We start from the raw sequence: 24,070 nt of genomic DNA, 5'->3' as shown, positions 1-24,070 counted from the left end.
GGCCGGTTCAGGGCGACGGGCGAGGCTCGCCGAGTGCCGCCCGTCGCGCCCGGAACACCTCCGGCGTCTGCGGTTTCACGAACAACGCCACCAGCTCGGGGTACTCGGCTTTCACTGCCTTCTCGATGCGGGTAATGCACGCCTCGATCTGCGGGGTGGTGCGGTCGTCTTCGAACTCCGCGCTCAGCATCGCCACCACCTGGTCGGGCCCCATCTGCATGGTGGTCACGCCGTTGGCGTTGCGCAGGTCGGGGTCGGTGTTGGCCACCGCCAGGATGCGGTTGGCCACGCTGGGGTGAGCCGGCTCACCCACCAGCAGGCCCTTGGTTTCGCGGGCGAGCAGGAAGGCAGTCACGGCCAGCACCGCGGCAATGCACAGCGAGGCCACGCCATCGAGCACCGGCATGTCCAGCAGCTGCGCGGCGAGCAGGCCGATCAGCGCAAAGCCCAGGCCCAGCAGCGCGGCGCTGTCTTCCAGCAGCACGGTGAAGGTGGTCGGGTCCTTGCTGCGGCGGAACGCCTCGAAGTAGCCCATCGTGCCCTTGGTGGCACGGAACTCGCGCAGCGCGATCCACCACGAGGCGCCTTCAAAGGCAATGGAGATGCCCAGCACCGAATAGCTGATCAGGTGGTTGGTGGCGGGCTCGGGGTGGCGGATGTGCTGGATGCCTTCATACGCCGATACGCCGGCGCCGGCGGCGAACACCAGCAGGGCCACGATGAAGCTCCAGAAATACAGTTCACGCCCGTATCCGAACGGATGCACGGTGTCGGGCTTCTTCTCCGAGCGGCGCAGGCCATACAGCAACAGCACCTCGTTGATGGTATCCACCAGCGAGTGCACGCCTTCGCTGAGCATCGCCGAGCTGCCCGAGAGGCCGGCGGCCACGAACTTGGCGACGGCGATGCACAGGTTGCCGGCCAGCGCGGCGTAGATGACCAAGCGGGAACCGGACGGCGCGGCCATGGCGGGAGGCTCAGTCTGCTGCGCGGTTGGACGGCGGGCCGCTGCGGCCGCGTTGGACCGCGTCCTCGACGCGCGCCACCAGTTCGTTGATGTTGAACGGCTTGCCGATGAAGGGTACGCCCTGATGCTGTTTCGGCACCATCTGGATGTACACCGCCGAAGCGAACAGGAACGGCGTACCGGTGCGGGCGAGGCGATCGGCCACGGGGAACACCGGCCCGTCGCCGAGTTCGATGTCCAGCACGGCGGCATCGAAACGCTGATACACCAGGGTGCCGAGTGCGTCGGTGACCGAGTACGCCGGTACCACGTCATAACCGGCCTGGCTGAGCACTTCGACGAACAACCGGGAAACGTCGATCTCGTCTTCCACAACCAGGACGACGCCACGCGATGGGGGAATGCGAATACTACCGTTCATGAGGTTTTTACTGAGGTGGAACTTGATCCTGTGCCTGCTGATGTCAACGCAGCGCCAAGTTGTGTTACGTCGCCGTTGACAACGGCATGCGGGCAAGGCGGATGCTAGTCGGCGCCTTCTTCATCGTCCAGGCCGTCGCCATCCCACGCGGCCGGGCTGTTGTCGGCGCCTTCCGCGGCCGGGTCCACCGGTTCGAGCAGGGTGTAATCGTCGCGCGCAGGATCACGGAACGCGCGGCTCACCGGGTAGGCCTCCAGGGGCGGCGTGGCCGCCTGCGCCTGCAGGGCGGCGGGCGTATGCAAGGCACCGGACAGCCACGCCATGGCCACCGGTGCATCAACGAACACCGGCCCATCGGGCGTGAGCGGGGCAGGGATGCCACGGTTCGGCGCTGTCAGCACGGTGAAGCTGTCGATCTCCTCGCCCTCCTCGCCCGCCCAGTGTTCCCACAGACCCGCGGCCAGCAGCGCCAGGCCGTCGGTGCGTTGTACGAACAACGGCCACGGCGGGCGGCGCTGCCGATCCCATTTGTAGTAGCCGGTCATGGCTACCACGCAGGGCCGCTGCTGCCAGGCCTGGGCGAAGATGCGGCTCTTGGCGGCGCGCTCCAGCCGCGCGGTCACGGTGGTGTAGGGCGTGGACGGCTGTTTGGACCAGCGCGGTATCAGGCCCCAGCGCATCTCCGCCGCCACCAGGCTGCCATCGCCGTCGCGGGCCAGCACCGTGGTACTGCCGTTCTTGCCGATGTTGTAGCGGTCCGGGGCGTTGGCAAGTGCGTCGGCCAGCGAGGCCGGCAGTCCGTCGGGCAGTGAGGAAGGGTCGGCGATGGCTTGGGCGAAGCGGCGCATCCCTGCAGGGTACCGAGGCGGCTGTGAGCCGCCGGTCAGGGTGACGCGCCGATGACATGCAGGGGCGTCTAATCGACACATGATCAACGGTCCCCGGCCTCTGTTACCCGACGCGCGCGCAGTGGCGTGGCGTTGCCGCACCTTCAGTGCATTGGCGAGGATCGCCTGATGGCGCGCCGCAAGACCCTGACCCTGGCCACCTACAACGTCAATGGCATCGGCACACGGTTGCCGCACTTGCTGGCGTGGCTGGAGGCCGAAAAGCCCGATGCGGTGGCGCTGCAGGAACTGAAGGCGACCGACGCTGCGTTCCCGGTCGCCGAGCTGGAACAGGCGGGCTATGGCGCGTTGTGGCAGGGCGAGGCGCGCTGGAACGGCGTGGCGTTACTGGGCCGCGGCGTGACGCCGATTGAAAGTCGCCGGCGGTTGCCGGGCGAACCGGCCGACACCCAGAGCCGCTACCTGGAAGCGGCCATCCACGGCATCGTGGTGGCGGGTCTCTACCTGCCCAACGGCAACCCGCAACCGGGCCCGAAGTTCGACTACAAGCTGCGCTGGATGGAGCGCCTGATCAAACACGCCCGCAGCCTGGTCGCGCTGCCGCACCCGGTGGTGATCATGGGCGACTTCAACGTCATTCCCACCGACGCCGATGTGTACGACCCCAAGGCCTGGCGCAAGGATGCACTGCTGCAACCTGCGGTGCGCGATGCCTACGCGCGGCTGTTGGCGCAAGGCTGGACCGACGCGCTGCGTACACGCCATCCCGAAGAGACGATCTACACGTTCTGGGACTACTTCCGCCAGCATGCCGAGCGCGACCGTGGCCTGCGCATCGACCACCTGCTGCTCAACCCCGCACTGGCCGCCGGCCTGAAGGATGCGGGCGTGCATCGCTGCGTGCGTCTGCAGGACAAGGCCAGCGACCATGCGCCCACATGGGTGGTGGTGAACGCGCCTTGAGGCGATCATCTGTTCCGCCCATGCCCACTTCCACGCCCCACGCCACGCCCTCACTGGCTGCCTTCGAACCAGCCACCCGCGCCTGGTTCACGTCCACGTTCGACGCCGCCACGCCGGTGCAGGCAGCCGCGTGGGCTGCCATTGGGGCCGGTGACCACACGCTGGTGATCGCGCCGACCGGCTCGGGCAAGACCCTGGCCGCGTTCCTGCATGCCATCGACCGCCTGTTCCGGCTGCGCGCGCAGCAGCCGCGCATGCCCGGCGACGGCACCGGCGTGCTCTACATCTCGCCGATCAAGGCGCTGGGCGCGGATGTCCACCGCAACCTGCAGGTACCGCTGGAGGGCGTGAACGCACAGCGCGAGCAGCGTGGCGACCCGGCGCTGGCGCTATCGGTGGCGATCCGCAGCGGCGACACCACCAGCGCCGAACGCGCGCGGCTGCTGCGGCGGCCGCCCGACATCCTGATCACCACGCCCGAATCGCTGTTCCTGATGCTCACCTCCAAGGCGCGCGACAGCCTGCGCGACGTGCATACGGTGATCATCGACGAAATCCACGCGGTGGCCGGCAGCAAACGTGGCACCCACCTTGCGCTGAGCCTGGAACGCCTGGATGCAGTGGCGCGGCAACCCGTTCAGCGCATCGGCCTGTCGGCCACGGTGCGTCCGGTGGAACAGGTGGCCGGCTTCCTGGGCGGCGACCGGCCGGTCACCGTGGTCAACCCGCCGTCGGACCGGCAGCTGGACGTGCGCATCGTGGTGCCGGTGGAGGACATGGCCGATATTCCCTCGCCGGCGGGCGAGGGCGGCAATGCGCTGGCGGGCCGGGTCGGCTCGATCTGGCCGCATGTGGAAGCCAGCATCCTGGACCAGGTGCTGTCGCGACGCGCCACCATCGTGTTTGCCAACTCCCGCGGCGTGGCCGAAAAACTCACCGCGCGCCTCAACGAGCTGTATGCCGACCGCGTCGCACGCGAACCGGGCCTGCACTTGCCTCCTCAAGACGCGCAGGATGCGCTGCCTGCCGATGGCCATTACGGTTCGTTCAACGGCGGCACTGCCGGGCGTGCGTCCGGCGCGCCGGCGTTGATTGCGCGTTCGCACCACGGCTCGGTGTCCAAGGAGCAGCGTCGCGAGATCGAACAGGCGCTGAAATCCGGCGAACTGCGCTGCGTGGTGGCCACCTCCAGCCTGGAGCTGGGCATCGACATGGGGCGGGTCGACCTGGTGATCCAGGTGGCAGCGCCGCCGTCGGTGGCCAGCGCGCTGCAACGGGTGGGGCGCGCCAGCCACCAGGTCGGCGGCACCTCCACCGGGTTGGTGTACCCGCGCACCCGACGCGACCTCATCGACGCCACCGTGGCCATCGAGCGCATGCTGGCCGGGCGCATCGAAGCGGTGGATCCGCCACAGAACCCGCTGGATGTACTGGCCCAGCAGACGGTGGCGGCCGCCGCCATGGACACCCTGCAGGTGGACGCGTGGTACGCCCGTGTGCGCCGCGCCGCGCCGTATCGCACGCTGCCACGCAGTGCCTTCGATGCCACCCTGGACATGCTGGCCGGTCGCTACCCTTCCGATGATTTCGCCGGCTTCCGCCCGCGCCTGGTCTGGAACCGGCAGGCTGGCACGCTGGAGGCGCGGCCGGGCGCGAAACAGCTGGCCGTGACCAGCGGCGGCACCATTCCCGACCGCGGCATGTTCGGCGTGGTGCTGCCCGAAGGCGAGGAGCGTGCCGGGTCACGGCGCGTGGGCGAGCTCGACGAGGAAATGGTGCACGAGTCGCGGGTCAATGACGTGATCACGCTGGGTGCGTCGTCGTGGCGCATCGAACAGATCACCCACGACCAGGTGGTGGTAACGCCGGCCCCCGGGCGCTCGGCGCGGCTGCCGTTCTGGCGCGGCGAAGGCGTGGGGCGGCCGGCGGAACTGGGCGAGGCGGTCGGGGCGTTCATCGCCGCGCTGGAGCCTCCCGCTGACGAAGGCGACCGGCCCACCGCGGTGACCGAACGCCTGCAGGCCTGCGGGCTGGCCAGCAATGCCATCGCCAACATCTTCGGGCTGCTGGACGAGCAGCGCCAGGCCACCGGCGTGCTGCCCACCGACCGCAGGCTGGTAGTGGAGCGTTGCCGCGACGAAAACGGCGATTGGCGGCTGATGCTGCATTCGCCGTACGGGCGGCGCGTGCACGACCCGTGGGCGTTGGCGATGGCCGCGCGCATCCGCGAACGCTGGGGCGTCGACCCGGCGGTCGTGGCCAGCGACGACGGCATCATCGCGCGGATTCCCGATACCGCCGGCCGCCTGCCCGGCGCGGACCTGTTCCTGTTCGATCCGGAACAGGTGCGGCGCGAGGTGGCGCGTGCAGTGGGGACATCGGCGCTGTTCGCGGCCCGTTTCCGCGAATGCGCGGCGCGTGCGCTGCTGCTGCCGCGCCGCAGCCCGGGCCGGCGTTCGCCGCTGTGGCAGCAACGCCTGCGGGCGGCCGAACTGCTGGCCATCGCACAGCGCTACCCCGACTTCCCGATCCTGATCGAAGCCGCGCGCGAGTGCCTGCAGGACGTGTACGACCTGCAGGCGCTGGGCGCGCTGATGCAGCGCCTGGCCGAGGGCAGCGTGGATATCGCCGAAGTCACCACCGAGGTGCCGTCGCCGTTCGCGGCGAACCTGTTGTTCGGCTACGTCGCCGAGTTCATGTACGGCACCGACGTGCCGCTGGCCGAGCGCCGCGCGTCGGTGCTGTCGCTGGATGACGCCCTGCTGGCCGACCTGCTCGGGCAGGTGGACATGGGCGAACTGCTGGACGCGGCCGTGGTCGACCAGGTCGACGCGGAGCTGCAGCGCCTTGCACCGGCGCGGCGCGCGAAGGGCAGGGAAGGCGTGGCCGACCTGCTGCGCGAGCTGGGGCCGCTGGCGCTGCCGGAGGTGGCGCGGCGGCTGGTGGACGACGACGCGGCCCTTGACCACCTGCAGGCACTGGAAGGCGAGCATCGCGCGCTGCGCGTCACGCTGGCCGGCAGCGAACGCTGGGCGGCGGCGGAAGACGCCACGCGGCTGCGGGACGCACTGGGCATCGTGTTGCCGACGCTGCCACCGCATGCGGTGCTGCCGCCATCCACCGACCCGCTGGGGGACCTGCTGGCCCGTTACGCGCGCACGCACCGGCCCTTTACCACCGCACAGGTGGCGACCGCATTTGGCGTGGGCGTGGTGGTGGCCGATGCCGCGCTGGACCAGCTGCAGGCGCAGGGCAAGGTGCTGCGCGGTAGCTTCGGGCTTGCCCGTGACGGGGAGGAACGGCCCGACCCGGTGCCCGCAGCGCTGCCACTGGCACGTCACGAATGGGTGGGCGAAGACGTGCTGCGTCGGCTGCGCATGCGCTCGCTGCAGGCCGCGCGCGCGGCCACCCGGCCCGTCGCGCAGCACGCCTATGTGCTGATGCTGCTGGAGCGGCAGGGCCTGGTGCCCGACGCGGCGCCGATGGCGCGCCTGGCCCATGCCTCGGCACCCGCCCTGTACGGCATCGAAGGCGTGGCGCGGGTGGTGGAACTGTTGGCCGGTGTCGCCGCGCCAGCGTCGGTGTGGGAGAGCCAGATCCTGCCGGCCCGCGTGGGCGACTACGCACCGGGCATGCTCGATGAGCTGCTCGCCACCGGCAGCGTGCTGTGGGCCGGGCATGCGCGAATCGGCGAGGACGACGGGCTGGTGTCACTGCACCTGCAGGAGGTCGCATTCGAGACCCTGCCGACGCCCACTGCGGTGGGCGATCTTTCGCCGTTGCAGCAGGCCATCGTGGCGGTGCTGGGCGATGGCGGCGCGTACTTCGCACGCGCCCTGGCGGCGGCCGTGCAGGGCCGTCTGGCCGCAACCGCATCGGAACAGCCTGCCCCTGTGGTCACGCCAGACACGTTGCACGCGGCGCTGTGGGACCTTGTCTGGGCCGGCCATGTCACCACCGACATCTGGTCGCCGTTGCGCGGGCTGGCCGGCACGCGCGCACCGCGTCCACGGCCGGTGCGGCACACCCGACGGCAGCGCGATCCGCGCTGGATCGACATGGCCGGGCCGCAGGACCCCGCAGGTCCGTTGTCGGCAGCGGCCGCGAGTTTCGCCGCACCCACGTTGGCAGGGCGCTGGTCGTTGCTGCCGCGCGAGACCGCCAGCGACACCGTGCGCGCGGTGGCACTGGCCGATGGCCTGCTCGACCGGCATGCCATCGTCACCCGTGGCGCGGCGGTGGCCGAGGGCATAGTGGGAGGATTCCCGGCGCTGCAGCAGGTGTATCGCAGCATGGAAGATGCCGGCCGCGTCCTGCGCGGCCGCTTCGTAACCGGCCTGGGCGGGGCACAGTTCGCCGAACGGTCCACGGTGGACCGGCTGCGCGCCATCGCCGACACGCTGCAGGCGACGCCGTCACACCTGGTCGTGGGGCTGTCTGCGCTGGACCCGGCAAACCCCTTCGGCAGCGTGCTGCCGTGGCCCGCACACGCGGCCACCCTGCGCCCGGTGCGGCGCGCAGGCGCGCTGGTGGTGATCGGTGCCGGACGCCCGTCGATGTACCTGGCACAGGGCGGGCGCCAGTTGCTCACGTGGTTCGACCCGGCGCAAGCCGGCGCCGATCTCACCCAGGCCGCCTGCCAGGCGCTGGTGGCCGCGCTGCGGCGTGGGCGGCGAGGGCGCTTCACCTTGGAACTGCTCAATGATGCACCGGTCGGTCGCGACGCATTGACCGACGCGCTGCGGGCCGCCGGGTTCCGCGGCGCGCCCCGGGGGCTGGACTGGGAAGGCTGATCGAGCGCGGTTTACCTGACCGCCAGCAGTTGCTGTTTCGATACCGGGCGCAATGCGAGTTTGTAGGTGATGCTGGTGATGGTGCGGCGCGGGTCGGTGGGGTGCGGGCGGGTCGCGGCGCTGGTCCTGCCCAACCGCCACAGCCCCAGCATGACGACCTGCGTGCCCACCGGGAACGACTGCAGCCACGCTGCATCGTCGTGGCCCACGCTGACCTCGACGAAAACGCGCTCGTCCATGACGCCGGTGTGCTGGTACTTCGGTGCGCAGTTCAGGAACGTGGTGCTGAATTCCGCACCGGGTTGCGCTGGCCGGTGCGAACGCACGGTGCCGGACAGTGCCAGCGGAATCTCATTGCTGGCCGCGTCCACTCGCTCCCAGGCCGCATCGTAGTGGTCCAGTGGGTAGAAGAACGCATCCCACGCCACCCGTTTCTTGCCCAGTCGCAGCACCACGTGGGCATCCAGCAGCGCGTCGTCGTCGCACATCGCGCGCAGCACCAGCAGCGCGTTCACGGTGCGCAGGTGGGCCTCCAGCGCCGTCCCGCCGCCCCGCTTCAGATCCTGGTGCAGCGGCAGCATGCGCAGTTCAACGCGGCCGTCGTCCAGCCGATGCAGCAGCGCCGGGTCGAGGTTGCCGGCGAGTAGCGCATCCAGGCGACCGGGAACGTTGTAGCGGCAGGTCGGCGCATGCTCGGCGTCCTTGTCCAGGTGGATGCCGGCCGGAATCGTGACGGGCACGCGATCGGCACCGGTGCGGGTGTGCTCGGGCACGAACCGGACCTGCGCGGTGCAGCCTTCGCCGTCGCAGAACAGCGCCGGCAAGGTCTGCGCCGCGTCCACCCGCTGCTGCAGGCCGGCGATGCCATGCGCGGTGCCATGCGACCCGACGGCGGTGTACATCGTGATTGCGCGACTCATCTGGAACCAACTGCACCAACCGGGGCCCTACATGGTAGCGGTATTGGCCGCGCAGGCCGCTGGCCGGCTCCACGCATCGCCGGGAGCCGGCCAGCGGCCGGCACTACCCTGAGGCCGGGCCGCACCGCCACCCGTCAGCGCGGCACGGCCTGCAGCGCACGCACCACCTCGCTATCGGCGAAGCCGCAATGACCTTCCCCGGCGCGCGGCAGCACCGTGGGCGGGGGCGTGGCCCCGGCACTGACGGCCAGCGCGGGGTACACCCCTTCAAAGCGCGCGCTGATGGTGGGGTCATCGTGGTTGTACTGGATCACCAGCGGGCGCTGCAGCGCGCCACTCAACCCCAGCTGGCGGCGCAGGCGGGCCTGTGCGGCGGGGTCGGCATCCACCCGGCGGACGCTGGCGTTGAACGCGGCGTCATCGCCGAACCCCGCGTACACGGTGGCGCGGTTGCCCACCGGAACGCCGCCGCTGCGCCGGACCAGGTCGTGCCAGATCAGCGCGTGCAGGCTGACGGTGCCGGCCAGCTGGTCGGCCGGTACCTCCAAGCGCGCGGCCAAGGTGGCGGCCAGCGCCGGTCGGGACTGCACGGCGGCCTCGATCGCCGGGTACAGCGCCTGTTGCGGCAGCGTGGCTGCGGCCGTCGAGGCCAGCCCGTCCGCCGGCAGCCCCGCAGCCGACGGGAACAGGGTGTCGAAGGCAAGCAGCGTGGTCAGCATTTCGCGGGCCAGTACCTCCCCGGGCAGGTTGGCCCCGCACAATGCCACACCGCCGGCGTAGTGCTGCGGGTAGCGCTCCAGCGTGGCAATGGCGACCGCGCCGCCCATCGAGAACCCCAGCACCCAGCTGTGCCGCGTGCGCGGGTGCGCGCTCAGGAAGTGCTGGCGCAGGCGTTCGGTGTCGGCAATGGCGTCGCTTACCGCCCAGCCCTGGCTGGCGTAGCCGCTCTGGGCCACGGCGTAGCCGGCCTTCAGCAGGGCGGGGGTGGCGTCGTTAGCCGGCCACACTGCCGCGCGCGGGGTTCCGGCCGGCTCGAAGCCATGCGCGAGCATCACCAGTTCCCCGTTCCAGCGCGTCGGCACGTCGATGCGCCAGGGCGCACCCTGCAGCTGGCCGGTCTGCGCGGGCGGCGGTGCGTCGCCCGGCGGGGCCTTCGCCCAACCGGGCAGCGGCAAGGCCACCGCAATCAACAGTGCCAGCGAGATCGATCTGCGCATCGCGGTTGTCCTGGTGGGCAGGGCTGTCTGGCTGGAGCATAACCGCACGCACGAATCGGGACGACGGTACTGGTGCGTTCGCGCGCCCGCGGTCAAGAATGGTCCTCCAACAAGCACGGCGGAGTGCATTCATGGACGGAAAGCAATGGTGGGGCGCGGCGCTGGCATGCGCGGCCGGGGCGTTCGCGGCGGCCGCCCCTGCCCAGGCCCAGGTGTACAAGTGCACCGGCAGCAAGGGTGAAACCGTGTACGCGCAACAGCCGTGCGGCGCCGGCGCCAAGGAGGTCACCGTACGCGCGCATCGGGCGGCCACCCGTACACCGGGCGAGACGGCAACGCACGCGGCGGTATTCCGTTCCACCGACCTGTCCGATGCCTTCATTGCCGAGCGCAACTGCCTTAACGCAGGGCAGTCGAACATCCAGGGAGCGGCCGATCGGCGCATCCAGACCTACCAGCGCCAGGTGGCCGCGCTGAATCAGCAGCTGGGCCAAACCGATGAAGATGCACTGGCCGCGGCCACGCGCGAGGCCGGCGTGCGCGCGCAGGTGGCCAGCCTGGAGCAGTCGATCAGCGCCGAACGCCGCAGTGCGGACACCAGCCTTGCCACGGCACAGCAACGCTGTTCCGAGCAGCGCCGGGATCGAGAAGCGAGCATCGAGCGCAAGTACGCACCGGAGCGCGCGCCAAGCGACACCGCAACCGACGGCCTTCGCTAGCACGGCCTGGCTGCGCCGCATCCGGCCGGCGGCCCGTCAGCGCGTGACGGGCCCCGCTGGCTGGCGCGGCTTGTACTGGCAGCGTGGGTAGCCCGAGCAGGACTGGAAGCTGCCGTAGGCACCGCTGCGCTGTACGATCACCCCGCCATCGCAGGCCGGGCAGGGCTGTTCGTGGATCGCCTTGCCATCCAGCGCTGTTACCTGCACCGCGCCGTCCTGCACCAGCTCGGTGAGGAACGCCGAGCGCCGGCCACGCACGCTGAACATCGCCACCGTGCGCCGCGCGCGGGTCACGGCCACGTAGAACAGGCGGCGCTCCTCACCCAGCGGCCAGGTGTCGGCGTGAGGCATGGCCAGCGCCAGCACCGGGTCGTCGGCGCGGGCGTTGGGGAAGCTGCGCTCCAGCATGGCCGGCAGGATCACCACATCGGCTTCGGCGCCCTTGGCCCGGTGCGCGGTCAAGAAGCGCACCTCCAGCTGCTGGCCAAAGCGCGCCTGCCAATCGGGCGGCACGAAGGCGCGGTCGGCGTTGTACCGGCCCAGCACGAACACCGACAGCTTGCCGCTGCGTCCCGGCGTGCGCTCGCCACTGAGCAGCTGGCGCTGCAGCTGCTGCAGGTACTGGCCCACGGCATCGCGCAGCTGGTCGCGGCTGGCGACCTGGAAGGCCTGCAGTGCCGGTCCCTGGGCAGGGGTCTGCGACCGCACCTGTTTGCCGATCTGCGCCGGGTTCCGGCTGATGAAGCGGCTGGACACATCGCACAGCGCCTGCGGGCAGCGGAAGGTCTGCTCCAGCTTCAGCACCTGGCCGTGCCCGAACCAGTCCACGAAACCGGTCATCACCGACACATCCGCGCCGGCGAACCGGTTGATCGACTGCCAGTCGTCGCCCACCGCAAACAGGTGCCGTCCCGGCGCCTGCACCAGCGCCCGGCACAGGCGCGCACGGGCGCGCGAGGCGTCCTGGAATTCATCGGCCATCACCAGCTGGTAGGGCGATGCATAACGCCCACTTTCCAGCAGCTCGGCGGCCTGGTTGAGCATGTCCTCGAAGTCGATGGCATGCTCGGCCGCCAGCGCGTCGTCCCACGCCTGCAGGATCGGCGCGGCCAGCGCCAGGAACAGGCGATGCCGGTGCTTGAACTGGTCCTCGGGCATCGCACGCAGGCGCTGCGCCATGTCCTCCACGTCCAGTCCGTTGCTCTTTGCATGGCTGATGAAGGTGCGCACCAGACCGATCAGCTCGGCATCGGGCATGGGCCGCGCGCCACTCTCGGGCAGCGCGCGGTCGGGGTTGGGATCCAGCAGCACCCCGTGCCTGCCCAGCGCCTGGCCGAGCAGGTCGAACAGCGCGCCGCTGCGCAACGCGGCCGAATCGGTGTGAAGCGTGTCGGTGCGGTCGCGGGCGGTGGTGTCCTGCCCGCCGCTGCGGTGTTCGTGCCGCAGCGCAGTACCGGCGTAGTGGAAGCTCGCAGCGCCGGCCACGTGACGGTCGGTGCCGGGGTCGAAATGATCACCGCGTTCGTAGCGGTAGCCCACCCCGTTGTAGAACAGCCAGTCGGCCACCAGGCAGGCCTCGATGTCCTGCACGCGCTCGCCGTTGAGGCTGTGCACGTAGCCGCGTCCATCGGCCTCCCAGCCATCGGCGACGGGCGCGCTGCCCTGCGTGACCAGATCGCGCCCGAACACCAACCGGAACAGGTCCCACTGGGTCCGGAACGCATGCGAGCGGTCCTTGAGCTGGTCCACCAGGTCGGCCAGCCGCTCCAGGCCCTGGCTGGCGTCCACCGCCCAGTCGGGCACGTTCGGGAAGCGCCCGGTGGCCTGGCCGATGATCTGCCGGCCCAGCGCGTGGAAGGTGCGCGCCTGCACGCCATCGCCGTCCAGTCCCAGCCGTTGGAAGGCCTGGTCGGCCCGCTGCTGCAGTTCGCTGGCAGCCTCCTTGTTGAAGGCCAGCATCACGATCTGCTCGGCGGCCACCAGGCCACGGTCCACCGCATAGGCCGCCTTGGCCACCATCGTGGCGGTCTTGCCCGAGCCGGCGGCGGCCACCACCAGTACGCGGCTGTCGAAGCACAATACCGCCTGCCGCTGTTCGCCGGTGAGCGGGCGCTGTTCCACGCTGTCCAACAGGGATGCGGCCGCAGCGCCTTCGCGCTGGACGTGGGCTGCGTTGCGGGCCGCCCAGAATGCGGGCCAGTCGCTGCACCAGCGGCTGAGGTCGTCTTCGATCCGCGACGCCTCGCCGGGCAGGCGGCTGCGCAGGTCCGGATCGTCGAACACCGCCCACAGCGCATCATCATCCAACGCCAACACCGGGCGCCGCTGCAGCAGGGCGTGCTGGTGTTCGGTGGTGAACCAGCGGTGCTGGTGGTCGGCCTGCGCCAATGCGGCATCGGCCTCGTCGAGCCAGTCGCCAATGCGCACCAGCGCGTCGCGCATGACCTGCACCGGGTGGTCAGCGGCATCGGGGGCCAGGCGCTGCGCAAGCGCGGCCTGCAGTGGGGCAAGCTGCGCATTGGGCAGCCCGTCCACCTGCACCGTTGCATCGTCGGCAAACAGGGTCAGCCCGGTCCAGAACAGACCGCGCTTGAACGCTATGGACGTGGCACGCAGCGGCGCCCGGTGCAGGTGCCCGTCAACCTCCAGCGTGATCTGCGATGCGCCCAGCTGCAGCCGCCACGCGGGCGACTGTGTGATGCGTCGTCCCTGCGGCGAGGGCTCCCAGTACTGCGTCATTCCGCCAACGCCTCAACCCATTACGCGAAGCAGCAGACCATACCCGATCAGCACTACGCCCAGCAGGGGAATGGCGACCAGCGAGGCGATCGACCAGCGCAGCGCCTTGCGCGAAGCGGCGGTGGCCAGGGCCATGTTGCCGGCCAGTCGATGCGAGCCCACGCGGTTGGCGTGGATCGTGGCGACGATGCCGAACGGCGGGAACCCGCAGATGATGCTGATCACCGCGAGCGCCATGTGGTCCTTGGGCGCGTTGGCCGGTGGCGTAGCCGTGTTCATTGCACCATCCATATTCGAAGGGCCCGGGAGTTTACCCGGGCGCGCCTTCCTCTTGCGCGGCCTGGGGTCAGCCCTCGCAGGCCACCGCGCTGCGCGAACGACGGTCCACCAGCACCGCAACGCCCCACAGCAGCAGGCCGCCCAACGCCGTTGCCGCACCGACGTAACCGGTGGTGGCAGGGCTGAAGCCGGCGCCGATGGCCATGCCACCGAGCCACGGGCCCAGTGCATTGGCGGTATTGAACGCGGCATGGTTGGACGCGGCCGCCAGCGTCTGCGCTTCGCCGGCCACGTCCATCAGGCGGGTCTGCAGCACCGCGGCCAGGGCGCCCATGGTGCCCACGGCGATGATCATCGGGAAAATGGTCCACACCGACTGCGCCGCCAACGGGTAGGCCAGCAGCACCACGATCGACCACACCAGCACCAGCGCCGCCGCACGGAAGTGGAAGCGGTCCACCAGCCAGCCACCGGCAACGTTGCCGATGATCGCGCCGATGCCGAAGATGCCCACCGCCAGCGGCATCCAGGATTCGGCCAGGCCGGTTACCTGCACCAGCGTCGGCGCCAGGTAGGTGAACACGCAGAACATGCCGGCAAAGCCCACCGAGCCGATCGCCAGCGCCAGCCACACCTGCGTGCGGTTGAACGCGCGTAGTTCGCGCATCGGCGAGGTGCGCACTTCATCGGGGTCGGGCAGCAGGTAGCGCGCAATCATCACCACGGTGGCGCTGGCCAGCACGCTGACCAGCGCGAAGGCGGTGCGCCAGCTGAACTGCTGGCCCAGCCAGGTGGTGAGTGGGTTGCCCACCAGGATCGCCACCGACAGGCCCAGCAGCACCTTGGACATCGCCGCGCCGCGCTGTGCCGGCGGGCTGATGGCCGCGGCCACCAGCATCGCCACGCCGAAATAGGCGCCGTGCGGCAGCCCGGCCACGAACCGGGCCACCAGCATGGTGCTGTAATTGGGGGCCAGCGCGCTGGCCAGGTTGCCCACCGCATAGAAGCCCATCAGCCCCAGCAGCAGCGTGCGCCGGGCATACCCGGCGCCGGCGAAGGCCAATACCGGTGCACCTACCACCACGCCAATGGCATAGGCACTGATCAGGTGCCCCACCTGGGTTTCGCTGATCGACAGGCCGCGGCTGATCTCCAGCATCAGGCCCATGCTGGCGAACTCACTGGTGCCGATGGCGAACCCGCCCAGCGACAGCGCCAGCAGGATGAAGGTGCGCTCGCGCGGGGACAGGCGCGCGGCCAGGGGGGCAATCGAAAGGCTCATGCGAGTGCGTTGGCGGGTGCGTTGCAACGGGGAGCCGGGCATTGTACTGCTGCGACGCAGCAATTCCGTGATTCTGTCGTGCGGCCGGGTGGGATACTGTGATGCGCCGCCGCTCCATGCGCGGACGTGAAGCAGGAATGTGAGGCGCCGCACGAGCTGTCTCGCAGTATCGTGCGACAATAGACCGCCTGCACCCCCGATGTGGCGGGTGCGCCTGCACCGGGGCCCACGCCGCCCCATCGAGGAACGCGATGTACACAGCCTCTGGCTTTCCCACTGTGGTCGGCTTTGACCTGCCTGGCCTGAAGGACGGTCCGGGGCCATCGCGGGTGATCGTCAGTGCGTTGCTCGACACGACCCCTGGCGATGACTGGATGCGGGTCCTGGATCGCCTGGCCTGGCCGACCTTGCGGCTGGACCACGGCGTCGAACAACTGCGCCTGGTGGGGCAGGGCATCCACTTTGTCGGGGATATCCGCGATGGGCGCGGGTTGTCGGCCGCCGTTCGGGAACTGTTCGACCTGGTCACGGCCAGGGTGCTGTCTGCACGCATGGCCGCGCTCGAACATCCGATGGACGACCTCGCACTGGCGGCCCCGCCGTTGGCGCCAATGGTGGTCTCGCAGGATCCGCGCATGGCCGATGTCGCCGCGCTGTTGCAGTTGCCGGCCCTGCCGGCCCTGCTGGAATTGGCCAGCCGCCTGACCGGCATGGGCTTTGTCGCGGTCGCGCGGGTCACCGCCGAGCGCTGGACGGCGTGCGCCGTGCACGATCTGTTGGGCTTCGGCTTGCAACCGGGCCAGGACCTGGTGCTGGAAACCACCATCTGCGACGAGATCCGCCAGCACCAGCGCACGGTGCAGTTCGACCACGCCAGTGCCCACCCGGTGTTCTCCACCCATCCCACGCCGGCGATCTACGGCTTTGAAAGCTACCTGTCGGTACCGATGTTCCGGCGTGACGGCAGCTTCTTCGGCACGCTGTGTGCGCTGGACCCGCGCCCGTCGCAGCTGGATGCCCTCAGTGTGAAGTGCTTTGAAGTGCTGGCCGCGTGGATTGGCGCGCAGATGGAACTGGATGATGCGCAGGTCGGCGGCGATGCGTCACAGACCCTCCAGGCTGCGTTGCAGGCGGTGGCCGACGCTGCCGCCGGCATCGCCGCCAGCGCGCAGCCATCGTCGCCACTTCAGGAAGCCGCACAGCGGATCCGTGCATTGAGCCTGCTGCCGGGCTGACGGGCGGCCTAGCGGCGGGCGTCGTCTACGCGTGCAAAGCGCGGCTGCCGTTGCCCGTCTACTTCGACGTCGGCCACAAACATGGCATGGGGGCGCACCCAGGCGCCGACGTCGTTGTCCAGCGGGCGGTACAGCACCATCGGCTCCAGGGTCTCGCTGTGGCGCACCACGCCCAACACCTGGTAGTTGCCGCCCTTGAAGTGGCGGTAGTGGCCCAAGGGCAATGCGGGCAGGGGGCTGAGATCGGTCATGGGCATCACGGGAAGGGATTGCGCTGCATTATCGCGCCGTCGCCGTCCCTGCGGGATACCCGCCTTCCTGCGCTGCCAGGCGCGCCGGGAAATACACCGTCTACCAAACGCCGGAAACGCGTCGCGGTCGATCAGTGCGCCGGGGCAGGGGCCTGCAACAGTGCCACCAGCTGCCGCAGGCGGTACGGCTTGGGCAGAAATTCCACGTGATCGGGCAGCGGCGGCAGCTGCGAGCGCGCATACCCGGACGCCAGGATCATGCGCGCGTTGGGCAAGGCTTCGGCCACGTGCGCGCTCAGTTCCACCCCGCTGATGCCATTGGGCATGCTGATGTCGCTGAACACCACGTCGAAATTGCCGGGTTCGCGCAACAGGCGCAATGCAGTCTGGCCATCGTCGGCAGTGTGGATTTCGATGCCGAAATCCTCCAGTGCCTGGCCGATCAGCTCGCGTAGATCCTGCTGGTCTTCGACCATCAAAACGCGAAGGGGCTCAGGCATACTCGATTTCCTCAATGGCAGGTAACAATAAACGGACCGTGGTGCCGTGTCCGGGGGCGGTCTGTACATCCACAAAGCCGTTGCACTGGGACACGAAGCCGAACACCTGGCTCAATCCCAGTCCGCTGCCCTTGCCAACTTCCTTGGTGGTGAAGAAGGGTTCGCTGGCGCGTGCAGCAACTTCCGGCGGCATGCCACCGCCTTCGTCGGTCACCGCCAGGGCGACGTAACGGCGGCGGGTGGGATGGGCCAGATCAGGCGCGAGCAGCTCTTCAAGGCGGGCGGTGATGGTCACCGTGCCGCCGTGCGGCATCGCCTCGCAGCTGTTGAGCACCAGGTTCAGCACGGCGCTGTGCAACTGTACGCCATCGGTGGAGATGGACGGTAGCGCCGGCGCGATATCCAGTCGGATCCGGTTGGACGGTGCGCACGCACGCTGCAGCGACGGCCAGGCTTCCTCCAGCAACTGCGGCACGCTCACCGGCTCACGCACCAGGGTCTGGTCGGCCGAGAACGCCAGCAGCTGGCGGGTCAGCAGCGAACCGCGATCGGCCGCGGCCTGGGCCAGCTCCACCAGTTCGTGGGTGCGCGCATCGGCCATGGGGCGCAGCGCGACCAGGTCCAGCGCATTCCCGATGGTGGTGAGCAGGTTGTTGAATTCATGGGCCAGGCCACGGGTGAGGCGGCCGACACCCTCGAACTGCTGCAGGTGCTGGCGCGCGCGCTGGGCGTCCTGCAACAGGCGTTGGGCCTGGTAGCGCTCGGTAATGTCCTGGGTAACCTTGACAAAGCCCTGTAGCACGCCGTTCTCGCGCACCGCCTCGATCACGATGCTGGCGCGGAACTGCTCGCCGTTGCGGCGTACCCGCCAGCCTTCGCCCACCAGCCGGCCCTGCTCCCGGACCCGTTCAAGGGTCTGCTGTGGCAGGCCCAGCTGCTGGTCTTCGGCGGTGTAGAAGATCGACACGTGCTGGCCGATCGCTTCGGCGGCGGTGTAGCCGTTGACGCGCTCGCCGCCCCGGTTCCAGCTGCAGATGTGCCCGTCAGGGTCCAGCAGGGAGATCGCGTGGTCGGACACATGGTCGATCAACAGCTTCAGCTGCCGACGTTCATCGGCAAGCGGTGCGACGCTGGATACGACCTCGGCCACCACGGCAATTCACTCCCCTGTCAGGCGCCGAACCGTAGGGGCGCAGGCGTGAAGAATGTGTATAGAGCGGGCCGAAACCGATCAACGTTTGACGGATAACGCCGCATCGCGGGTTCAGGTACCATCGGGCCCCTTTTGAGCTGGAATTCCGCATGACTGCTGTGCCCACCGCACGCGACCGCTGGATCTGGGTTGTCTCGGCCGCCCTGATGGCAATGACCCTGGCCCTGGAGCTGGTGGTGCCCTTGGGGTACGCGGTGTGGCTGACGTACTTCATGGCCGTTGGGGTGACCCTGTTCCAGCGTCGGCTGGAAGTGCCGCTGCTGGTGGCCGTGGTCTCCTGCGTGCTGTTGATGGTGGGGTACAACGTGGCGCCGGCCAGCAGCAACTCGGCATTTTCCTTCGTCAACCGCAGCATCGGCGGGGTGTCGTTCCTGCTGATGGCGTTGACGGTGATGAAGGCGATCCAGTCGCGGCGCGTGGCCGCCGACGCGCTGTGGCTGCAGGAGGGCGAGAACGCCATCACTGTCAGCCTGCGCGGCGATCCGACCCCGCGCGCGCTGGCCGATTCGGCCATGCGTGCGCTATGCGCGCAGCTGCACGCCGAAGTGGGCGCGCTGTACCGGCTGCAGGGCGACCGCCTGGTGCTGGTGGGCGGTGCGGCGTTGCCCTCGCAGTTGCCCGACACCCTGCCGGCGGCGTCCGGGCAGTGGAGCGAAGTGCTGCGCGCTGGCGTGCCGCGCCGGCTGGAAGACCACCTCTCGCCGCTGGATATTGACACGCCGCTGGGACGCAGCATCGTGCGCCAGCGCCTGCTGGGCCCCATCACCGCCGACGGCGTGGTGGTGGGCGTGGTCGAACTGGGGCGTGCCGGGGTATCTCCGGCGCGCGCGCTGGAACTGGCCCTGCTGCTGCAATGCGCCGAGCCAGTAGGCGTGGCACTGCGCGCGGCGCTGATGCGCGCACAGCTGGTGGAGCTGCTGGAGGAAACCCAGCGGCAGAGCGAAGAGCTGCAGACCCAGCAGGAAGAACTGCGCGTGGCCAACGAGGAACTCGAAGAGCAGAGCCGCAGCCTGCTGCATTCCCAGGTCAGCCTGGAGCAGCAGCAGGCCGAGCTGGAGCAGACCAACGTGCAGCTGGAAGAGCGCACCCATGAACTGGAATCGCGCCAGGAGGCCCTGCTTCGCGCGCAGGCACAGCTGGTGCAGAACAGCAACGAACTGGAAGCCAGCTCGCGCTACAAGTCCGAGTTCATGGCCAACATGTCCCACGAACTGCGCACCCCGCTCAACAGTGCGCTGATCCTGGCCAAGCTGCTGGCGGACAACAAGGACGGCACGCTCACTCCCGAGCAGGTCAAGTACGCCCAGGCCATCCATTCGTCCAACAATGACCTGCTGGCACTGATCAACGACATTCTCGACCTGTCGCGGATCGAGGCCGGCCATGTCGAGCTGGTCGAGGAGAACCTGGCCGTCTCCAGCGTGCTGCAGCGGCTGAAGGACACCTTTGAACCAATGGCCGCGCAGAAGGGCTTGCAGCTGGAGATCGTCAGCGCGCCCGGCGCCCCCCTGCAGCTGGTGGCCGACAGCCAGCGACTGCAGCAGATCCTGAAGAACCTGATGGCCAATGCGGTCAAGTTCACCGAGCACGGCAGCGTCGGTCTGACCGTGCGCGCGGCCGGGGCAGGGCGGGTCCAGTTCGCGGTCAGCGACACCGGTATCGGCATTCCTGAAGAACAGACCGCGGTCATCTTCGAAGCGTTCCGCCAGGCCGATGGCAGTACCCGTCGCCGCTACGGCGGCACCGGGCTGGGGCTGTCCATCTCGCGCGACCTGGCCTTGCGCATGGGCGGCGGCATCACCGTCACCAGTGAACCCGGACGTGGCAGCTGTTTCACGTTGGACCTGCCGCTGCTGGCCAGCGGCGACGGGGTGCCGGTGGCCAGCGCGGCGCCGGACGTCCGCCTGGCGCCAGCGCCGCTGCCCGCCCCCGTGCCGGCGTCCAATGGCGGTATCGCGCAGGCACCGCAGGCTTCTGTGCCGCTGCCCGCGCGGGTGGCCGATGACCGCGGTCGGCGCAACCGGGCCGCGCGCATGATCCTGGTGGTGGAAGACGATGTCCGCTTTGCCGAGGCCCTGGTATCGATGGCCCACGAGCTGGACTTCGACTGCGTGGTGGCCGGTACCGCCGAGGAGGCGCTGGCGCTGGCTGCCGAACTGCGCCCCAACGGCATCCTGCTCGATATCGGGCTGCCCGATGTGTCCGGCTTGAGCGTGCTGGAACGGCTCAAGCGCGACCCGGCCACGCGGCATATTCCGGTTCACGTGGTGTCCGGACTGGAGCGGTCGCAGGTGGCGATGGAACTGGGTGCGATCGGCTATGTGATCAAACCGGCCACGCGCGAACGCCTGGTGGGCGCGATCCAGCAGCTGGAGGCCACCAGCCAGCGTGACGTGCGGCGCCTGCTGATCGTGGAAGACGACAGCGAACTGCGCACCAACCTGCAACTGCTGCTGGGACGTGACCAGCTGGAGATCACCGGGGTGGGCACCATCAGCGAGGCGCTGGCCGAACTGGCCGACTCCACCTTTGACTGCATGGTCACCGACCTGGCCCTGCCCGACGGCACCGGCTATGACCTGCTCGAACGTATGGCCGGCAACGACGCGGTGGCCTTCCCGCCGGTGATCGTCTACACCGGGCGCGCACTGACCCGCGATGAAGAGCAGCGCCTGCGCCGGTACTCCAAGAGCATCATCATCAAGGGCGCGCGCTCGCCGGAGCGCCTGCTCGACGAGGTGACCCTGTTCCTGCACAGCGTGGAGGCCTCCCTGCCCACCGACCAGCAGCGCCTGCTGCGTGAAGCGCGGCGCCGTGACGCGGTGCTGGACGGGCGTACCGTGCTGCTGGCCGAGGACGATGTGCGCAACATCTTCGCGCTGTCCAGCGTGCTCGAGCCGCTCGGCGTCACCCTGGAGATCGCCCGCAATGGTCGCGAAGCACTGGACAAGCTGCGCCCGGATATCGATCTGGTGCTGATGGACATCATGATGCCCGAGATGGACGGACTGACCGCCATGCGCGAAATCCGTGCCGACGCACGCTGGCGCGACCTGCCGATCATCGCCCTGACCGCCAAGGCCATGCCTGATGACCGCGAACACTGCCTGCAGGCCGGCGCCAACGATTACATTGCCAAGCCGATCGACGTGGACAAGCTGGTGTCACTGTGCCGGGTGTGGTGTTCGCGCCGATGAATGAGGCCGAGCTGTTCGACCTGGAGCTGCGCCTGCTGCTGGAGGCGGTCTACCAGCGCTATCACTACGATTTCCGTGATTATGCGCAGGCGTCGCTGCGGCGGCGCATGCGCCATGCCATGGCGCGCTTCGACTGCGCCAGCATGGGCCAGCTGCAGCACCGCCTGCTGCATGAGCCGGACACCTTCGCGCAAGCGATGCAGTTCTTCACCGTGCAGGTGTCGGAAATGTTCCGTGACCCGGCCTATTTCCGCGTGTTGCGCGAACACGCGGTACCGGTGCTGCGCACCTACCCGTCGATCAAGCTGTGGATTGCCGGCTGCAGCACCGGGGAGGAAGTGTGGTCGCTGGCGATCCTGCTGCACGAGGAAGGGCTGCTCGACCGCGCCATCATCTATGCCACCGACATCAACCCCGAGGCGCTGCAGGCCGCTGAAGCGGGTGCGTTCGCGCTGGAGCGGATGGCGCAGTTCAGCCGCAACTATCTGGCCGCTGGCGGCTCCGGTTCCTTGTCCGACTATTACAGCAGCGGCTACGGCAGCGTCGTGTTCGACCGCCGCCTGAAACGCAATATCGTATTTGCCGACCACAGCCTGGCCACCGATACCGTATTTTCCGAAGTGCACCTGGTGTCGTGCCGCAACGTGCTGATCTACTTCCAGCGTGCCCTTCAGGATCGTGCCATCGGCCTGTTCCACGAGGCCCTGGTGCACCGTGGTTTCCTTGGCCTGGGCAGCAAGGAGTCGCTGCAGTTCGGCGACCACGCCGTCGACTTCGAAGCCTGCGCGCGCGAGCAGCGGCTGTACCGGAAACTGGCCTGATGGACGCGGCGCCCGAGCGGTCGCGCTTCGACCTGGTGGTGGTAGGCGCCTCGGCCGGGGGCGTAAGCGCGTTGCAGACGCTGCTGGCGGCACTGCCGCCACGGCTGGCGATGCCGGTGCTGGCCGTGCTGCACTTGCCACGCGACCGTCCCAGCCGCGTTGCCGACCTGCTCGATGTGCGCTGCCCGCTGCCGGTGCGCGAGGCGCACGACAAGCAACCGCTGCAGGAGGGCACCGTGACCTTTGCCCCGCCGGACTACCACCTGCTGGTCGAAGACCGGTCTACCCTGGCACTGTCGGTGGATGCGCCGGTGCTGTTTTCGCGCCCGGCGATCGACCCGTTGTTCGAAAGCGCCGCCGAGGTGTTCGGCGCCGGCGTGCTGGCCATTCTGCTCACCGGCGCCAGTAGCGACGGCAGTGCGGGCGTGGCCGCCGTGCGCCAGGCCGGTGGGCAGGCCTGGATCCAATCCCCCGACGACGCTTATTCCCCCTTGATGCCTGCCTCGGCACTGGCCCATGCCGGTGCCGATGTGGTGCTTCCGCTTGTTTCCTTGTGCGTGCGCATGAAAGGCCTTATCCGATGAACCTGATCGACCCCGCCGGGGTGCCCACCGATGAACGCGTCAACCTGCTGATCGTCGATGACGTGCCGCAGAACCTGGTGGCGATGGAAGCGCTGCTGCGCCGCGATGGCCTGAACATCCTGTGCGCCGGCTCCGGCGCGCAGGCGCTGGAACTGCTGCTGGAGCACGAGGTGGCGCTGGCGCTGCTGGACGTGCACATGCCCGAGATCGACGGCTTTTCGCTGGCCGAACTGATGCGCGGTTCGCAGCGCAGCCGCGATGTGCCGATCATCTTCCTCACCGCCTCGCCGAATGATCCCGTGCGTGCCTTCAAGGGCTATGAGACCGGTGCGGTGGATTTCCTGCACAAGCCGATCGAGCCGCAGGTGATCATGAGCAAGGTCAACGTGTTCATCGAGATGTACCAGCAGAAGCAGCTGCTGAAGGCGCGCAACCACGCGCTGGAGCATGCACTCAAGCTCAACGAAACCATGATGGCGGTGCTGACCCACGACCTGCGCACGCCGCTGGCGGCCATCCTGCTGTGCGCCGACAAGCTGTCACTGGACCTGCCCGATGACAGCCCGGTGCAGCGTACCCTGGGCCATCTGGAAAACAGCGCGCAGCGCATGGCACGCATGGTCGAGCAGCTGCTGGATTTTTCGAAGATCCGTACCGGTGGCCTGCGCCTGCACGCCACCGATTGCGACCTGGCGGAACTGGCGACCGCAGTGGTAGCCGAAATTGCGCGGGCATACCCACAGGCGCGCATTGACCTGCAGGTGGACGGCTGTGCGCAGTTGCAGGGCGATCCGGACCGGCTGGCGCAGCTGCTGTCCAACCTGATCGGCAATGCCGTGTTGCACGGTGGCGACGCGCCGGTGCTGGTACGCCTGGCAGGCGACCGCGATGTGCCGCTACGGCTGCAGGTACGCAATGCCGGGCAGATTCCGCACGCATTGCTGCCACGCCTGTTCGAACCGTTCAAGGCCAGCTTCCACGACAGCCGTGGGCTGGGTCTGGGCCTGTTCATCGCCAGTGAGTTCGCCCGGGCCCATGGCGGCACCCTGGTGGCGCAGAATCTGGATGCCACGGTGGTGTTCGAGACGCTGCTGCAGCGTCGTCCGCGCTGACGCCGGCGT

Annotated in this window: 19 protein-coding genes; 8 read left to right on the top strand and 11 right to left on the bottom strand. The window is 69.1% G+C overall.

The window, feature by feature from the left end; translation table 11 throughout:
- Nucleotides 1–7 precede the first annotated feature (7 nt).
- From GQ674_RS10620 to GQ674_RS10610, 3 genes are all read right to left on the bottom strand, one after another.
- A complete protein-coding gene (locus tag GQ674_RS10620; protein WP_159497043.1) occupies nucleotides 8–967 on the bottom strand; it encodes a cation diffusion facilitator family transporter in 960 nt (319 codons plus the stop codon).
- Between the two features lie 10 nt (nucleotides 968–977).
- Nucleotides 978–1,388, bottom strand: coding sequence for a response regulator (locus GQ674_RS10615; RefSeq protein ID WP_159497042.1), 411 nt, complete (start codon nucleotides 1,386–1,388; stop codon nucleotides 978–980).
- A 104-nt stretch (nucleotides 1,389–1,492) separates the two neighbouring features.
- On the bottom strand, nucleotides 1,493–2,236 hold the full coding sequence (locus tag GQ674_RS10610) for an SOS response-associated peptidase (RefSeq protein ID WP_159497041.1): 744 nt from the start codon (nucleotides 2,234–2,236) through the stop codon (nucleotides 1,493–1,495).
- Between the two features lie 168 nt (nucleotides 2,237–2,404).
- Here GQ674_RS10610 and xth point away from each other — a divergent pair, with 168 nt between their 5' ends.
- Both xth and GQ674_RS10600 read left to right on the top strand, forming a co-directional pair.
- Complete coding sequence (gene xth / locus GQ674_RS10605) at nucleotides 2,405–3,199, top strand: exodeoxyribonuclease III (RefSeq protein ID WP_159497040.1); 795 nt, start codon at nucleotides 2,405–2,407, stop codon at nucleotides 3,197–3,199.
- A 20-nt stretch (nucleotides 3,200–3,219) separates the two neighbouring features.
- Nucleotides 3,220–7,992 carry an ATP-dependent helicase gene (locus GQ674_RS10600; protein WP_159497039.1) on the top strand — a complete coding sequence of 1,591 codons (4,773 nt, stop codon included), beginning with the start codon at nucleotides 3,220–3,222 and terminating at the stop codon, nucleotides 7,990–7,992.
- Nucleotides 7,993–8,003: 11 nt separating this feature from the next.
- Here the strand turns inward: GQ674_RS10600 and GQ674_RS10595 are convergent, their stop codons facing one another.
- Together GQ674_RS10595 and GQ674_RS10590 are read right to left on the bottom strand one after the other, a co-directional pair.
- A complete protein-coding gene (locus tag GQ674_RS10595) occupies nucleotides 8,004–8,912 on the bottom strand; it encodes a hypothetical protein (RefSeq protein WP_159497038.1) in 909 nt (302 codons plus the stop codon).
- 134 nt (nucleotides 8,913–9,046) lie between these two features.
- Nucleotides 9,047–10,129 carry an alpha/beta hydrolase gene (locus GQ674_RS10590; RefSeq protein WP_159497037.1) on the bottom strand — a complete coding sequence of 361 codons (1,083 nt, stop codon included), beginning with the start codon at nucleotides 10,127–10,129 and terminating at the stop codon, nucleotides 9,047–9,049.
- Nucleotides 10,130–10,260: 131 nt separating this feature from the next.
- Here GQ674_RS10590 and GQ674_RS10585 point away from each other — a divergent pair, with 131 nt between their 5' ends.
- Nucleotides 10,261–10,848 (top strand): DUF4124 domain-containing protein, encoded by a 588-nt coding sequence (locus tag GQ674_RS10585; protein WP_159497036.1) that lies wholly within the window; start codon nucleotides 10,261–10,263, stop codon nucleotides 10,846–10,848.
- A 36-nt stretch (nucleotides 10,849–10,884) separates the two neighbouring features.
- Here GQ674_RS10585 and GQ674_RS10580 read toward each other — a convergent pair whose 3' ends face one another.
- The 3 genes from GQ674_RS10580 to GQ674_RS10570 form a co-directional block, all read right to left on the bottom strand.
- A complete protein-coding gene (locus GQ674_RS10580) occupies nucleotides 10,885–13,587 on the bottom strand; it encodes a UvrD-helicase domain-containing protein (RefSeq protein WP_159497035.1) in 2,703 nt (900 codons plus the stop codon).
- A gap of 12 nt (nucleotides 13,588–13,599) precedes the next feature.
- On the bottom strand, nucleotides 13,600–13,866 hold the full coding sequence (locus tag GQ674_RS10575) for a CD225/dispanin family protein (RefSeq protein ID WP_159497034.1): 267 nt from the start codon (nucleotides 13,864–13,866) through the stop codon (nucleotides 13,600–13,602).
- Nucleotides 13,867–13,933: 67 nt separating this feature from the next.
- Entirely contained in the window at nucleotides 13,934–15,148 is a 1,215-nt protein-coding gene (locus GQ674_RS10570) for an MFS transporter (protein ID WP_159497033.1), read from the bottom strand.
- Nucleotides 15,149–15,399: 251 nt separating this feature from the next.
- On the opposite strand from GQ674_RS10570, the gene GQ674_RS10565 reads away from it, so the two are divergent.
- Complete coding sequence (locus tag GQ674_RS10565) at nucleotides 15,400–16,383, top strand: GAF domain-containing protein (protein WP_236546259.1); 984 nt, start codon at nucleotides 15,400–15,402, stop codon at nucleotides 16,381–16,383.
- A gap of 8 nt (nucleotides 16,384–16,391) precedes the next feature.
- Here GQ674_RS10565 and GQ674_RS10560 read toward each other — a convergent pair whose 3' ends face one another.
- From GQ674_RS10560 to GQ674_RS10550, 3 genes are all read right to left on the bottom strand, one after another.
- Nucleotides 16,392–16,634: a DUF1653 domain-containing protein gene (locus GQ674_RS10560; RefSeq protein ID WP_159497032.1), complete on the bottom strand. Its 243-nt coding sequence runs from the start codon at nucleotides 16,632–16,634 to the stop codon at nucleotides 16,392–16,394.
- Between the two features lie 131 nt (nucleotides 16,635–16,765).
- The gene (locus GQ674_RS10555) at nucleotides 16,766–17,134 is read right to left on the bottom strand and encodes a response regulator (RefSeq protein WP_159497031.1); all 369 of its coding nucleotides are present in this window, start codon (nucleotides 17,132–17,134) and stop codon (nucleotides 16,766–16,768) included.
- A complete protein-coding gene (locus GQ674_RS10550; protein ID WP_159497030.1) occupies nucleotides 17,127–18,284 on the bottom strand; it encodes an ATP-binding protein in 1,158 nt (385 codons plus the stop codon). Before GQ674_RS10550 ends, GQ674_RS10555 begins: the two co-directional genes overlap by 8 nt.
- Nucleotides 18,285–18,436: 152 nt before the next feature.
- Here GQ674_RS10550 and GQ674_RS10545 point away from each other — a divergent pair, with 152 nt between their 5' ends.
- From GQ674_RS10545 to GQ674_RS10530, 4 genes are read left to right on the top strand one after another with little or no spacing between them, the layout of a single operon-like run.
- Entirely contained in the window at nucleotides 18,437–21,544 is a 3,108-nt protein-coding gene (locus GQ674_RS10545; RefSeq protein WP_159497029.1) for a response regulator, read from the top strand.
- On the top strand, nucleotides 21,541–22,365 hold the full coding sequence (locus GQ674_RS10540) for a CheR family methyltransferase (RefSeq protein ID WP_159497028.1): 825 nt from the start codon (nucleotides 21,541–21,543) through the stop codon (nucleotides 22,363–22,365). Before GQ674_RS10545 ends, GQ674_RS10540 begins: the two co-directional genes overlap by 4 nt.
- The gene (locus tag GQ674_RS10535; protein ID WP_159497027.1) at nucleotides 22,365–22,949 is read left to right on the top strand and encodes a chemotaxis protein CheB; all 585 of its coding nucleotides are present in this window, start codon (nucleotides 22,365–22,367) and stop codon (nucleotides 22,947–22,949) included. The genes GQ674_RS10540 and GQ674_RS10535 overlap by 1 nt, the downstream gene beginning before the upstream one ends.
- Nucleotides 22,946–24,061 (top strand): hybrid sensor histidine kinase/response regulator, encoded by a 1,116-nt coding sequence (locus tag GQ674_RS10530; protein ID WP_159497026.1) that lies wholly within the window; start codon nucleotides 22,946–22,948, stop codon nucleotides 24,059–24,061. The genes GQ674_RS10535 and GQ674_RS10530 overlap by 4 nt, the downstream gene beginning before the upstream one ends.
- The last annotated feature ends 9 nt before the right edge of the window (nucleotides 24,062–24,070 follow it).

This window comes from Stenotrophomonas sp. 364 (genome assembly GCF_009832905.1).
GTDB classification, from domain to species: Bacteria; Pseudomonadota; Gammaproteobacteria; order Xanthomonadales; family Xanthomonadaceae; genus Stenotrophomonas; species Stenotrophomonas maltophilia_AP.
The sequence above is the reverse complement of the archived record's forward strand: the minus strand, read 5'-3'. Positions and strand labels throughout refer to the sequence as shown.

Coding starts and splice junctions, on each gene's coding strand:
- GQ674_RS10620 (WP_159497043.1), bottom strand. CDS start 967: ATGGCCGCGCCGTCCGGTTCCCGCTTGGTCATCTACGCCGCGCTGGCC.
- GQ674_RS10615 (WP_159497042.1), bottom strand. CDS start 1,388: ATGAACGGTAGTATTCGCATTCCCCCATCGCGTGGCGTCGTCCTGGTT.
- GQ674_RS10610 (WP_159497041.1), bottom strand. CDS start 2,236: ATGCGCCGCTTCGCCCAAGCCATCGCCGACCCTTCCTCACTGCCCGAC.
- xth (WP_159497040.1), top strand. CDS start 2,405: ATGGCGCGCCGCAAGACCCTGACCCTGGCCACCTACAACGTCAATGGC.
- GQ674_RS10600 (WP_159497039.1), top strand. CDS start 3,220: ATGCCCACTTCCACGCCCCACGCCACGCCCTCACTGGCTGCCTTCGAA.
- GQ674_RS10595 (WP_159497038.1), bottom strand. CDS start 8,912: ATGAGTCGCGCAATCACGATGTACACCGCCGTCGGGTCGCATGGCACC.
- GQ674_RS10590 (WP_159497037.1), bottom strand. CDS start 10,129: ATGCGCAGATCGATCTCGCTGGCACTGTTGATTGCGGTGGCCTTGCCG.
- GQ674_RS10585 (WP_159497036.1), top strand. CDS start 10,261: ATGGACGGAAAGCAATGGTGGGGCGCGGCGCTGGCATGCGCGGCCGGG.
- GQ674_RS10580 (WP_159497035.1), bottom strand. CDS start 13,587: ATGACGCAGTACTGGGAGCCCTCGCCGCAGGGACGACGCATCACACAG.
- GQ674_RS10575 (WP_159497034.1), bottom strand. CDS start 13,866: ATGAACACGGCTACGCCACCGGCCAACGCGCCCAAGGACCACATGGCG.
- GQ674_RS10570 (WP_159497033.1), bottom strand. CDS start 15,148: ATGAGCCTTTCGATTGCCCCCCTGGCCGCGCGCCTGTCCCCGCGCGAG.
- GQ674_RS10565 (WP_236546259.1), top strand. CDS start 15,400: ATGTACACAGCCTCTGGCTTTCCCACTGTGGTCGGCTTTGACCTGCCT.
- GQ674_RS10560 (WP_159497032.1), bottom strand. CDS start 16,634: ATGACCGATCTCAGCCCCCTGCCCGCATTGCCCTTGGGCCACTACCGC.
- GQ674_RS10555 (WP_159497031.1), bottom strand. CDS start 17,134: ATGCCTGAGCCCCTTCGCGTTTTGATGGTCGAAGACCAGCAGGATCTA.
- GQ674_RS10545 (WP_159497029.1), top strand. CDS start 18,437: ATGACTGCTGTGCCCACCGCACGCGACCGCTGGATCTGGGTTGTCTCG.
- GQ674_RS10540 (WP_159497028.1), top strand. CDS start 21,541: ATGAATGAGGCCGAGCTGTTCGACCTGGAGCTGCGCCTGCTGCTGGAG.
- GQ674_RS10535 (WP_159497027.1), top strand. CDS start 22,365: ATGGACGCGGCGCCCGAGCGGTCGCGCTTCGACCTGGTGGTGGTAGGC.
- GQ674_RS10530 (WP_159497026.1), top strand. CDS start 22,946: ATGAACCTGATCGACCCCGCCGGGGTGCCCACCGATGAACGCGTCAAC.